The organism is Actinomadura luteofluorescens, assembly GCF_013409365.1.
GTDB classification, from domain to species: Bacteria; Actinomycetota; Actinomycetes; order Streptosporangiales; family Streptosporangiaceae; genus Spirillospora; species Spirillospora luteofluorescens.
Genome location: NZ_JACCBA010000001.1, coordinates 511,341 through 523,958 on the forward strand (window position 1 = coordinate 511,341; position 12,618 = coordinate 523,958).

Here is a 12,618-nt window from a genome sequence, read left to right on the forward strand (position 1 = left end):
GAGAGATTCGACCACTGGCGGGAATGGATGGGGCGTACGCACGCTCCCGTGGATCTGAGCAGCGAATATGCCGCGGACTATCACGCTCACCAGCGCACCTTGCAGCTCGGCGCGATGACCGTGTGGCCGTCGACCCTCCAGCCGCTGCTGTCCCGCCGGACGGCGAAACTCGTCAGATTCTCCGATCCCGGAACGTACAACCTCACGCTCGTCCTCGAAGGAACGGCAAGGGCCAGATGGGACGATCGGGAAGCCGAATACCGTCCCTACGACCTGCACGGGCAGAATTCCTGGCGACCCTGCACGGTCCAGGTCGGGCGGAATGATCAGATCGTCAGGTGCGTGGGGGTCGAGATCCCCAGGGACCTCGTCGCGCTCCCGCGCGGGAGCGCCGACCGCGCGATCAGCCGGCCGCTGTCGGCGCGGGAGGGCGTCGGCGCGCTGCTGGCCGGTTTCCTCACCCGGCTCAGCGCCGACACCTCCGGCTACCGCGCCACCGACGGCCCCCGGCTCGGCGCCGTCCTGAGCGATCTCGTCTCGGCGCTGTTCGCCCACGCCCTCGACTCCGACCGGGAACTCTCCCCCGAGGCCCGCCGGCGGACCCTGATCCTGAGCGTCCGCTCCTTCATCGGCCGGAACCTGCACGACCCCGATCTGACCCCGTCGCTCGTCGCCGCCGCGCACAACATCTCCACCAGCCATCTGTACCGCCTCTTCCAGGACGAGAACGTGACCGTCGGAGCCCTGATCCGCCGGGAACGTCTGGAACGCGCCCGCCGGGATCTGGCCGATCCGGCCCAGCACGGGGTGCCCGTCCACGAGATCGCCGCCCGCTGGGGCTTCACTCACCATTCGGCCTTCACCCGGGCCTTCCGCGCCGCCCACGGCACCTCCCCCAGCGACTACCGGCAGGCACGGCGGCACCCGGCGCCGAGCACCGCTGACCAGGTCATGTGAGCGGTCGACTTCCGCAAACAGGGTTTGATGCGCGCTTAGGCCTCGCTTGAGGGGTTAGGGCAGCGTCATGGTCCTTGAACTCCTGCGGCGCGGCGTGTCAGCGGCCGGCGGTCTCCCAGGTGGTGGAACCGCCGTCCGCGCCGCGGACTACGCGGGGACTCTGGGCGTCCGGACGGCGGCCGTGCCGATCCGGCAGGCGAGACGTGCTCTCGGTGAGGTCGGAAGCATCGCTGGGCGGGCTCTCCGGCCGTCGCGGACCGTCCACCGGTACCCGGACCGGCTGCACATCGAGCTGCGTCATCTGCACAAGGCGGGCCGGTGGTCCGAGGCGCAGGCCCTGGAGCACGCCGTCGAAGAGCTTCCCGCCGTGCACTGGGCGCGCGTCAACGCGGCCTTGGGACGCTTGATCGTCCACGTGCCGGAGGAGGTCTCCCCGGAGGACGTCCTGGAAGTCGTCGAGGCACTGGACGCGGTCCTGGAGGGCGAGGAGCCCGGAGCGGGTCTCTTCGCGGCGCCGCCGACGGCGCTGGCCCTCGGCGCCGACCTGGTCGGGCTCACGATCACCGGGGCGCAGTGGGTGCTCGGGCGGGCGCCGCTGCCGTCCGAGGTCGCGGGGCTGGTGGCGTTCGCGGACACGGTGCCCGTGCTGCGCGGCGTTCTGGCCGCCGCGGTGCCGGGTGCGCCGGTGGAGCGGTGGCTGCCGCTGACCCAGGCCGCCGTGCAGGCGCTCGCGCCCGGCGGGACGGGGCTGGTCGTCGACACTGCGCAGCGGCTCTGGCAGCGCCGCGAGGCCGCCGCCACCCACCGGTTGTGGCGGATCGCCGAAGCGGACCTGACCGGCGCGCCCGAGCGGGCCGGATGCACGGGCGTGTCCGGCGGGCGTTCCCACGACCTGCGCGACGGGCCGCCGGAGCGGCACGCGGGCCGGATGCTCGCCGTCGGCCTCGGAGGGCTCGTCCTCGGCGGGCTCCTGACCGGCAGCGCGCGCCGCGCGCTGGACGTCGGGGTCGCCGCGGCGCCGAAGGCGCCCCACGCCGCCCGCGAGGTCTTCGCGGCCGAACTCGCCGCCCGGCTGGCCGGGCGGGGAGTGCTGGCCCTGCACCCGGCGGCGCTGCGCCACCTGGACCGGATCGACACGGTGCTGCTGGACGCCGACGCCCTGAAGGCCGGTGACCTGGTGGTGGACGAGGTCGCCGTGCTCGCGGGCACGTCGGAGGCCGAGGTGGCCGAGCACGTCCACGCGCTGCTGGACCCCGGGGCGCCGGACGAGGTCAGGGAGGGGGGCGGGTGGTCCCTCGGCCCCGCCGAACGCGTGCTGCCCGGCCGGAGGGTCGCGGCCGAGGGCCGGGGCCTGCGCGGTTCGGGCCCGCTGCTGGCCCTGGCCGAGGGCGGGCGGCCGCGCGCCCTGATCCGCATGCGCCGCTCGCTGCGGGAGGAGACGAACGCCCTGGTGACCGCCGCGCGGGAGGCGGGCGCGAAGATCGTGCTGGCCGGATCCGGCGTCGATCTGCCGCTCCCCCCGGACGCCACCGCCCCCGGCGGCCCGGACCTGGTCGCCTCCGTCCGCGCGCTGCAGGAGGACGGCGCGGGCGTCCTGCTGATCTCGCGCGATCCGGCGGCGCTCGCCGCGGCCGACGTCGGCGTGGCGGCCTGGGCGGACGGCGCGCCGCCGTGGGGCGCGCACCTGCTGGTCCTGCGGGATCCGGCGGCGGCCGCGCACGTCGTCGAGGCCGTCGCCGCCGCGCGCCGCGTCAGCGAGCGGGGCGTCACGCTCGCATGGTCGGGCACGGGGGTGGCCGCGCTGCTCGCGCTCACCGCGCCTCCGGGGAAGGCCGCGGACCGCGCCCTGTCCGCCGTCAACGGGGCGGCGGCCCTGGGGATGGCCTACGGCGCCTGGACGGCCCGCGATGTGATGCGGCACGTTCCCGCGCCGCCGCTGCCGTCCACGCCGTGGCATGCCATGCCCGTGGAGGCGGCGCTGGAGCGGCTCGGCAGCCGTGCCGAGGGCCTGTCCGATGCCGAGGCGCGTGACCGCGGCGGGCGCGGCGCGGACCGCGCCCGCCCCGGCGAGGACCGCCGGCCGCTGCTGCGGGCCGTGGTCCAGGAACTGGCCAACCCCCTGACGGCGGTGCTCGCCGCCGGCGCGGCCGGTGCGGCGGCGGTCGGCTCGCCGGTCGACGCCGCGCTCGTCGCCGCGACCATCGGCGTGTCCGGGCTCGCCGGCGGCCGGCAGCGGGTCTCCGCCAACGAGATCATCGCGAGGATCTCGGCCAGGTCCGGCGAGCCGGTCGCCGTTCTGCGGGACGGCGAGCAGACCCGGGTGCCCGCGGAGCTGCTCGTCCGCGGCGACGTCGTGGTGCTCGTCGCGGGGGACGCGGTCCCCGCCGACTGCCGGATCGTCACCGCGAACGGCCTGGAGGCCGACGAGTCGTCGCTCACCGGCGAGTCCCTCCCGGTGGCCAAGGACACCGCGCCGACCCTGGCCCGGCACGTCGCCGAACGCTCCTGCATGCTCTACGAGGGCACCTCGATCGCCGCCGGGGAATGCACCGCCGTGGTCGTCGCGGTCGGCGACGCCACCGAGAGCGGCCGGGCCATGGCCGCGGCGGTGGCCTCCGGCTCGGCCTCCAGCGGCGTCGAGGCCCGCCTCAAGCAGATCACCGAGGCCACGACGCCGATGGCGGTCGGCGCGGCCGTCGGCGTCGTCACCTCGGGCCTGCTGCGGGGCGGGCCGCTGCGCCGCGCGCTGTCCGAAGGCGTCAACCTCGCCGTCGCGTCCGTCCCCGAAGGGCTTCCACTGCTGGTCAGCGCCGCCCAGGTGGCCGCGATCCGGCGGCTCGCCGAACGGGGGATCTACGTCCGCGACCCGCGCACCATCGAGACGCTCGGACGGGTCGACGTGCTGTGCTTCGACAAGACCGGCACCCTGACCGAGGGCCGCATCACGCTCGCCCGCATCGCCGATCACCGCCGCGACGCGGAGGCCGCGCGACTCGACGCCGCGCTGCGCGGCGTCCTGGCCGCCGCCCTGCGCGCCACCCCGGTGCCCAGCAACGGGCGGCACAGCCACGTCACCGACGCCGCCGTGGAGGAAGGCGCCGCGCAGGCGGGCGTGGACCGCGACTCCGGCGGGCCGTGGAAGCAGATCGACAGCCTGCCGTTCGAGCCGTCGCGCGCCTTCCACGCGACCCTCGGCTCGTTCGGCGGCGAGCGCACGGTGTTCGTCAAGGGCGCCCCGGAGGTCGTGCTCCCGCTGTGCGCCCGTACCCCGGACGGCGCGCTGGACCGCACCACCCGGCGGCGGCTGCGGGGACGCGTCGAGCGGCTCGCGTCCAGCGGCCACCGCGTCCTCGCCGTCGCCGAGCACCGCATGCCGGACGGCGGCGACACGATCACCGAGGGCGAGGTGACCGGCATGACCTTTCTCGGGCTGCTGGGCCTCGCCGACCCCGTCCGCGCCACCGCCGCGCGCGCGGTCGCCGACCTCCGCGCCGCCGGCGTCCAGATCATCATGCTCACCGGCGACCATCCGGCGACCGCCGCCGCGATCGCCGACCAGGTCGCCGGCGGCGGCGCCGAGCACCGCGTCATCACCGCGGACGAGATCGACCGGCTCGACGACGACGACCTGTCGCAGGCCCTGATCGGCGTGGACGTCGTGGCCCGGTGCACTCCCGTCCACAAGGTCCGCGTCGTGCGCGCCCTGCGCGGACGCGGGCGCGTCGTCGCCATGACGGGCGACGGCGCCAACGACGCCGCCGGCATCCGCCTCGCCGACGTGGGCATCGCGCTCGGCGAGCGCGGCACGGCCGCGGCGCAGGCGTCGGCCGACCTGATCGTCGCCGACGACCGGCTGGAGACGATCGTCTCCGCGCTCGTGGAGGGGCGCGCCATGTGGGCGTCGGTCCGCGAGGCCCTCGCCATCCTGGTCGGCGGCAACCTCGGTGAGATCGCCTTCACCCTGCTCGGCTCGCTGATGACCGGCCGCGCCCCGCTGTCGGCCCGCCAGATGCTGCTGATGAACATGCTGACCGACCTGGCCCCCGCCCTCGCCATCGCCGTCCGCGTCCCGACCCGGGACGCCACCGAGGTGCTGCTGGCGGAAGGCCCGGAGACCTCGCTCGGCTCCGCCCTCACCCACGACATCGCGCACCGCGCGGCGGTGACCACGCTCGGCGCCCTCTCCGGCTGGCTGGCCGGGCGCTTCACCGGCCCGGCCGTCCGCGCCCGCACCATCGGCCTGGTCGCGCTCATCGGCACCCAGCTCGCCCAGACGCTCAAGGCGGGCCGCGACGACCGCGCCGTCCTCCTCAGCACGCTCGGCTCGGCGGCGCTCCTGGCCGTCATCGTCCAGACGCCAGGCGTCAGCGGCTTCTTCGGCTGCGTCCCCCTCGATCCGCTCGCCTGGGCCACCGCCGCGGCGGCCGTCGCCGCGGCGATGGCGGCCGGCCGCTTCCTCCCGGACGGCGACGGACGGTCCGCTCCGTAGCGGGGTCCGCTGTCCCCCATCCGAGCTACCGGCGAATGTCCACCGGATGGTGACGATTCGTGCGGTGCCGGTTCCCTAGCGTTGCGGTGCGGCCGCACCGTTCGGCCTCCCGTTCCGCCACACCGCCGGGTGATCCGCGGCGATGCCCCCCTCCCTGGAGAAGAATCATGATTCGCAAGATCAAGACGGCCGCCGTCGCCGCGGCGTGCTGCACCGTCGTCGGTGCGGGGCTCGCCGGCTGCGAGGGCGACTCACTGGCGGGCGGGAGTCCGTCCTCCTCCGGCACGCCGAAGGCCGAAGCCGACCCGATCAAGGGAACCGAGAGGATCGAGGTCGGCGGCACGTCGGTGAACGTGTCCTGTGCGGGCGACGCGGCGAAGGGCAGGCCGGTCATCGTCCTGATGCACGGAGGAGGTGACGGGCTCGACAAGTTGGCCGCCACCCAGAAGCAGCTGAGCAAGGACGACCGGGTCTGCTCCTACGACAGGCTCGGTGCGGGCAAGAGCGACCCGCCGGACGGTCCGCAGGACTTCTCCAGCAGCGGCAAGGTCCTGACCGGCGTGCTCGACCGGATCGCCGGTGACGGCCCGGTCGTCCTGGCCGGGCACTCGCTGGGCGGGCTGATCGCGGCCCGGTACGCGCCGGACCACCGGGACAGGGTGAAGGGGCTGGTCCTGATGGACGCCACACCGCCGACGATGATCGAGGACATCACCGAGGCGATCCCCGAGTCCGCCAAGGGGCCGGCGGGCCAGGTGCGCGCGCAGAACCTCGCGATCTTCCAGGGCCAGAACCCGGAGAAGCTCGTCATCACCGACGGGAAGGTCGGCTCCGCGGGCAGCATCCCGGTGGAGGTGATCAAGCATGGGAAGCCGTACCTCGCGGCCATTCCCACCTACGGGCCGCGGCTGGAGCAGGCCTGGTCCGCCGGGCAGCGCGCGTGGCTCGCCCTGTCCAGCCGCAGCACGCTGACCACCGCCCCCCGGAGCGGGCACTACATCTACCTCGAACAGCCCGAGGTCGCCATCAAGGCCATCCGGCGCGTCACCTCGCAGGCCGCCGGATAGGCGACGGGCGGTGACCGGCCGGCCGTCCTCGCACCAAGGAGTCGTCATGCGACGGTCGACCCGGCGCCCCCGCCGCGACCGCTACCCTCGCCGAGTGATCGATCTGCGGCGGCTCCCTGCCGCGTGGCGGCGTCAGGACGTGACGGTCCGCGATCTCCCGTTCGCCCTGCTGCTGGCCGTCATGTCGTTCCTGCCGGTCCTGCGCGGCCACGAGACGTACGTCGGCGAACTTCCGCCCCGTCCCTTCGACGCGCCGGCCATCCTGGCGCTCGCCCTGCTCTGCCTCCCGCTCGCCGTGCGCCGGCGGTGGCCGGCCGCGTGCCTGGCCCTGGTGTCACTCGGTTTCGCCGTCGCGCAACTCCGCGGCTACCAGATGGTCGCGGGGACCGCGCTGCCCGCCGCGCTGGTGAGCTCGGGCGCCCATCTGGAACGCCACCGGCGCCTCGCGTTGATCGTCCTGTCCGCCGCGTACGCGGCGCTGGCGATCGCGCTCCACCTGCTCGGCGGGGCCGAGCGGCCGGACGGATACGTGGTGGTCTACCTGGCGCTGGCCGCCGCGTGGGGCATCGGGTCGTGGCTGCGCTCCGGTCGCGCCGCCGAGGCCGAGCGCCGCGTCCGGGTCGCCGAGGCGACCCGCGCGGCCGAGCGCACCCGCATCGCCCGCGAGCTCCACGACGTCGTCGCCCACCACGTGACGGCGATGGTCGTGCAGGCCGAGGCGGCGCGCTACCTGACCGCCTCCCCCGACCGCCTCGACGCGACCCTGAACGCGGTCACCGGCACCGGGCGGCGCGCCATCACCGACCTGCGGCACCTGCTCGACCTGCTCAACCCCGAGCACGGCGCCCCGGGGAACGGCGTCAGGACGCCGTCCGCCGGCGACCTCGGCACGCTCGTGGAACACACGCGCCAGGCCGGGCAGCCGGTGGAGTTCACCGAGGAGGGCGAACCGTCGGAGTCCGCCGGAAGCGCCGAGTTCGTGGCCTACCGGGTCGTGCAGGAGGCCCTGACCAACGCTCTCAGGTACGCCCACGGCAACCGCACCGTCACCCGGGTCCGGTACGGCGAGAAGGAGATCACCGTGCAGGTCGGCACCGACGGCCCCGAGAGGCGGACCGCGTCGCCGGGCGGCGGCGGGCGAGGCCTGGCCGGGCTGCGCGAACGGGTCGACGCCCTCGGCGGCGAGTTCAGCGCGCGCCCGCAGGCCGGCGGCGGCTTCGTCGTGCGGGCGCGCATCCCCACCGGGAGCCCGTCGTGAGCGCCCCGGTCCGGGTGCTGGTGTGCGACGACCAGGCGCTGATCCGGACCGGGTTCGCGACGATCATCGACGCGCAGCCCGACCTGGAGGTGGTGGGCGAGTGCGGGGACGGGCGGACCGCGGTCGGCCTCGCCCGCAGCCTGAGCCCCGACATGGTGGTGATGGACGTGCGGATGCCGGTGCTCGACGGCATCGAGGCGACCCGCCTCCTGGCCGGCCCCGGGGTCGGGGACCCCGTCAAGGTGCTCGTGGTGACGACGTTCAACCTGGACGAGTACGTGTACGAGGCGCTGCGCGCGGGAGCGAGCGGGTTCCTGCTCAAGGACGCCCCACCGGCGCAGCTGCTGCACGGGATCCGCACCGTCGCGGGCGGTGCCGCGCTGCTGGCGCCCGAGGTGACCCGGCAGCTCGTCGGCCGGTACGCCGCGCGGATCCGTCCCGCCCCGGGCACGGCCGACGACGTCGCGCTGGCCCCGCGCGAGCTGGAGGTGCTGAACCTCATCGCCAACGGCCTGTCCAACAACGAGATCGCCGCGACGCTGGTGCTCAGCCCGGAGACCGTCAAGACCTACGTGTCGCGCATCCTCACCAAACTCGGCCTGCGCGACCGCGTGCAGGCCGTCGTCTACGCCTACCGCAACGGCCTGGTCACCTGAACTCCGCGGTCGAAGGACGCGGTCCCGGGGCATCAGCCCCGGGACCGGTTGGGTCGGGCAGGGGCCCGGCCATTGCCGACCGGCCCTACTCTCTCGACAGCCGCAGGTAGTGGATCGCCTGCTCAGGGGTGAGAGAGGTGGGCAGGCCCAGAAGCCGCCGCTGCCAGATGCCCAGGTTCTCGCGCCATGTGCGATAGAAGGACAGGCAGCTCATCGGAGAGATCTCCCCATGGCGTTTCTTCGCCTCGTCGAGGAGTCTCAGGATCCGGTCGCGATCGGGAACGGGCTCTCCCTTTCCGCGAGCGGATCCGTGCAGACGGTCCACCACCTCTTCGATGAAACGCGAGCGCTTCTTGATCGCGTCCATCCAGAAGTAGAGCGTGGACACATCTGCTTCGTAGTGGAGCGCCCGGAAAAGGCCTTCGGCGATGATCTCACCGAACTCCTCCGGCGCGGCGCTCCGTTCGAACGGTTCGTACGCCAGCTGCCACAGCCTGCCCGCGATGCACGCCGAGCCGGCGGTGACCGCGTCGTACATGAACAGCCAGTCCTCATTGTAGATCGCGGGGAAGTACGTGCCCACGCGACGTGTGTCGACGAGGAGCGCGTTACCCCCCATGAAGGTCGACTGCACTCCCCCGGAAACCCGGTTGGCATGACATACGACTGAATTATCAGGAAAATCGGTGATCTGAAATCCGACCACCGGATATCGCTCGGTCAGACCGGCGGCCCTCGCGATCAGGGAGGGCTCCATGCCCCGGATGTCGTCGTCGAGGAAGAAGACCGTCCGCCAGCCGCACAGCCGGGCCAGCAGCAGGCCGATGTTCCGCTTCACCGCGATGTCGGTGTGCTTCTCCATCGCTCGCCGCTCGAAGTCGAGCAACGGGTGACCGTACCCTGGCGGAACCACCAGGGTGAGCGTGTCGGCGTGCAGGGCACGGCCGATCTTTTCGATCTCCCGCCGCTGCGAATCCGTGCTGCACAACAGGACGATCTTGCACTCCAGTGCCTTCGCCAGGGCGATCGCCGGACCCACCCGATGCGGGTGGATCGTGGGAACGACAATGGCGTCCACCTTTCCAGGTTTCGCCCTGCTCATGACATTGGACATGTCTGCCAGCAGGTCGATGTGCGAACCTATGTGGGACGCCTGGTCGAAATTATTCTCAGTCATCTTTCCTCCGTTTTTTCTCGTCCGCGACCTGGTCGCGAAACGGCCCAAGATCAAGATCGATCTGGACACTGGGTACTGTCCGCAGAGGAGCCGTCAGGGCAACGCGGGACTACCGCATCAACGCGCCGAGGGCCCCGACGGCGTTCCGATCAACCCGAGCACCTCGGCCGTCGGACGGACGTCGCCGAAGGACCGGTAGACGGTGTGCAGGGTGGCGTTGTGCTCCCGGTCGCCGCGCGCCGCGTTCGCGTCGGCGACCAGGATGACCCGGAACCCGAGGGTGCTCGCGTCGCGCGCGGAGGACTCGCAGCACACGTTGGTGACGGTGCCGGTGACCAGGACGGTGTCGACCCCGCGCCGTTCCAGCAGGTCCGGAAGGGGGCAGCGCCCCGGGAAGAAGGCGCTGGCCGCCGACTTCTCCACCAGCAGGTCGTCGGCATGGACCACGAAGTCATGCCACAGGCGTTCGGCCAAGGGCCCGGTGCCGCCGGAGGTGCGGTACATCTCGGCCGCTTCGGGCCCGAAGAACTCGTCGGCCACCGCCGTACGTTCGCCCACCGCGGGCAGGACCCAGGCGACCGTGCCGCCTGCACCCCGCAGAGCGTCGGCGAGACGGGCGATGTGGGGCACGATCCCCCGGCAGTAGGGATTGCCGGACACGAAGAACGGGACCATGTCGATCACTACCAGCGCCGTGCGGGCGGGAACGAGCCGCGTGAACGCGAAGCGGCGCCCCCGGCGGCGCTCATGACGGGCGTACTCCCGGGCCTCGATCCGCCACCTGTGCCGCTGCGCCTCGGCCTCTGACGGCACGATTCCTCCACGGTCTCCAGCACCCGACCCGCGAGCGGGACGAAAGGACGACCCGGGCCAGGAAGGGCTCACGGTACCGATCGTGTGCCAGATGGGCGCGACGAACTCCGCATGCGCCGGCGGAGCAGGCCTCCTAGGCTGCGGGCGTGAACTACAGCGAGCTTGAGGCGGACGTCCTCCGACTGATCATCGAAGCCGGCGAGGACGACGTTCGCGCCTTCGGCGAGGAGACGGTCACCCGCCTGGTGCGACCGGAGCTGCTGCGCGGCGCGGCCGAGGACGAACTCAGCCAGGACGCCCGGGCGGCGCTCGCCAACGCCTGCGCCAACGTCCTGACGATCAGCGCCGACGGGCTGCGGGACGAACTCGCGACGATCTATGACGGCATCCTGGTCGACGACGATCTGGACGGCGGAGTCCTCACCGCCATCAGGGCGCTGTCGCACTGGCAGAGCTACCTGGAGCAGAACCGGCGCGGCGAGCTCTACGAACTCGCCATCCGCTCCATCGAGGACGTCGACCACGAGGTCTCCGCCGATCTCGACGACTTCCTCGCCGCACCGGAGATGGCCGCCGAGTACGAGCGGATCCGCCGGCTCCTGGCCTAGCCGGGCGCGGGGCGATCGGCGAAGACGCCGTGGAGCATGCCCGTGGCCTGCCCGACCTCGATGAGGTAGCCGTCCGGGTCGCGCATGTAGCAGCGGATCTCCGCCTTGCGGTCCAGAGGCTCGGTCAGGAACTCCGCGCCGTGAGCGGTCGCCGACGCGTAGAACGCCTCTATGTCGGCCACCCTGACGTTGAGGAACGTCGACACCGGATCGCCGGGCTCGGGCGGCCTGAGGACGACGCCGGGCTTGTCCGGCGTGGGGCCGCCACCGGGGTTCATGATGATCCAGGTGTTGGCCACCTGCACGATGGCCGGGTTCTCCGGGAGAACCACCTCGCCGCCGAGGACGTTCGCGTAGAAGTCCCTGGAGACGGCCACGTCCCGGACCGTCAGGAAGTGCGTGAGCACGAGTCCCTGACTCGGCGCAGGAAGGCTGCCCTGGTCCGGCATCTCAGATTCCCCCTCGTCGCGGTGTCACCGGGCGGACGTGGCGCTTGTTCCTCCAGGACACCCGGCCCGGTCAACGCCCGTGCGGTAGGGAAATTCTCCATTCCCACGATCACAGTACGCGCCGCCTCGCGCTATCGATTGGTCGCCGAACCCGTCAAGGTCTGGCCAAGCGAACCTCGACGCCCGCCGTCCCGAATGTGGTAGATCATGCAGCGCGGTCGACCGTCGGTCACCGTGGACGCCCGGTGCCGTCAAGAGCCGCTCGCGGAGGAAGCCATATGGGCTTGCACGGATTTCTGGCGCTGTGGTGCGCGGTGTGGGGGACGGTGGCGCTGCTCGGCTACGGGCGGTCGCTGGCCGGGATGACCCGGGCCCAGCGGACGGTCCGGGTCACCGGGCGGATCGAGCGGCTGGGAGAGCCCCGGCACGGCGGCTCCGGGAAGAGCGGAATCCCGGTGGACGTCTCCTACCGTCCCCCGTCCGGCGGGCAGGAGGTCGTCGTGGCGAACGACGGTGACCGGGATGAAACGATCACCGCCGCGTGGACGGGCCGGGAGGTCGCGGTCCTCTACCCGCGCGGCAGGCCGGACGCCTTCCGCCTGACCGGCGACTCCCAGGAGGGCGACCGCGGACCGGGCTGGCCGGCCTTCGCGCTCTTCCTCGTCTATGCCGGTGTGGTGGTGGTCGCCGCGATCGACCGGGGCTGGCCCTGGGCGCTGGTCGGCTTCTGCGGGCCGTGGGCCGTCTACGGCGCCTACCACCTGCCCGGGAACGTGCGCGACACGCGCCGCCGCCGCGAGACGCTGGCCTCCATGGTCGCCGTCCAGGGCCGGGTCATCGCGGTGCTCGAGGACGTCACCACCGACGGGGAGGGCAGCACCCTGACCGTCAGCACACCGGTCGTGGCGTTCACGACGCGGGAGGGAACGGACGTCACCGCCTACTGCCCTCCGGGGGTGCCGGACGCGGCCGGCGCCCGCGGCCGGGAGGTCACGGTCCACTACACGCCGGCCGACCCGGCCGTCTTCAGCCTGGACCGCGTGGCCGAACACCGCTCCCTGAGAACGGACATCCCGGTCAACGTCGTGGCCCTCCTCGTCATCGCGTCGGCGGCGGTCGCGGGAGCGGTCATGCTGTGACGTCC

At 73.0% G+C, this 12,618-nt stretch carries 10 protein-coding genes; 7 read left to right on the forward strand and 3 right to left on the reverse strand.

The features are described 5' to 3' along the window. The first annotated feature begins 27 nt into the window (after positions 1-27). The 5 genes from BJY14_RS02300 (at position 28) to BJY14_RS02320 (ending at position 8,427) form a co-directional block, all read left to right on the forward strand. Entirely contained in the window at positions 28-957 is a 930-nt protein-coding gene (locus BJY14_RS02300; RefSeq protein WP_179849124.1) for a helix-turn-helix domain-containing protein, read from the forward strand. A 67-nt stretch (positions 958-1,024) separates the two neighbouring features. Then, positions 1,025-5,446 carry a cation-translocating P-type ATPase gene (locus BJY14_RS02305; protein WP_179842053.1) on the forward strand — a complete coding sequence of 1,474 codons (4,422 nt, stop codon included), beginning with the start codon at positions 1,025-1,027 and terminating at the stop codon, positions 5,444-5,446. A 167-nt stretch (positions 5,447-5,613) separates the two neighbouring features. Continuing rightward, positions 5,614-6,513, forward strand: a complete 900-nt coding sequence (locus tag BJY14_RS02310; protein ID WP_179842054.1) for an alpha/beta fold hydrolase — start codon at positions 5,614-5,616, stop codon at positions 6,511-6,513. Positions 6,514-6,607: 94 nt separating this feature from the next. Beyond that, complete coding sequence (locus BJY14_RS02315; protein ID WP_179849125.1) at positions 6,608-7,771, forward strand: sensor histidine kinase; 1,164 nt, start codon at positions 6,608-6,610, stop codon at positions 7,769-7,771. Next, complete coding sequence (locus tag BJY14_RS02320) at positions 7,768-8,427, forward strand: response regulator (protein WP_179842055.1); 660 nt, start codon at positions 7,768-7,770, stop codon at positions 8,425-8,427. The genes BJY14_RS02315 and BJY14_RS02320 overlap by 4 nt, the downstream gene beginning before the upstream one ends. A gap of 85 nt (positions 8,428-8,512) precedes the next feature. Here BJY14_RS02320 and BJY14_RS02325 read toward each other — a convergent pair whose 3' ends face one another. Together BJY14_RS02325 and BJY14_RS02330 are read right to left on the reverse strand one after the other, a co-directional pair. After that, positions 8,513-9,604 carry a hypothetical protein gene (locus tag BJY14_RS02325; protein ID WP_179842056.1) on the reverse strand — a complete coding sequence of 364 codons (1,092 nt, stop codon included), beginning with the start codon at positions 9,602-9,604 and terminating at the stop codon, positions 8,513-8,515. 117 nt (positions 9,605-9,721) lie between these two features. Beyond that, complete coding sequence (locus tag BJY14_RS02330; protein WP_179842057.1) at positions 9,722-10,417, reverse strand: cysteine hydrolase family protein; 696 nt, start codon at positions 10,415-10,417, stop codon at positions 9,722-9,724. A 146-nt stretch (positions 10,418-10,563) separates the two neighbouring features. Between BJY14_RS02330 and BJY14_RS02335 the strand changes: the two genes are divergently transcribed. Continuing rightward, positions 10,564-11,025, forward strand: a complete 462-nt coding sequence (locus tag BJY14_RS02335; RefSeq protein ID WP_179842058.1) for a hypothetical protein — start codon at positions 10,564-10,566, stop codon at positions 11,023-11,025. Here BJY14_RS02335 and BJY14_RS02340 read toward each other — a convergent pair. Further along, positions 11,022-11,432 (reverse strand): VOC family protein, encoded by a 411-nt coding sequence (locus BJY14_RS02340; RefSeq protein WP_258940833.1) that lies wholly within the window; start codon positions 11,430-11,432, stop codon positions 11,022-11,024. The genes BJY14_RS02335 and BJY14_RS02340 overlap by 4 nt on opposite strands. 326 nt (positions 11,433-11,758) lie before the next feature. Between BJY14_RS02340 and BJY14_RS02345 the strand changes: the two genes are divergently transcribed. After that, positions 11,759-12,613, forward strand: coding sequence for a DUF3592 domain-containing protein (locus BJY14_RS02345; protein WP_218905011.1), 855 nt, complete (start codon positions 11,759-11,761; stop codon positions 12,611-12,613). The last annotated feature ends 5 nt before the right edge of the window (positions 12,614-12,618 follow it).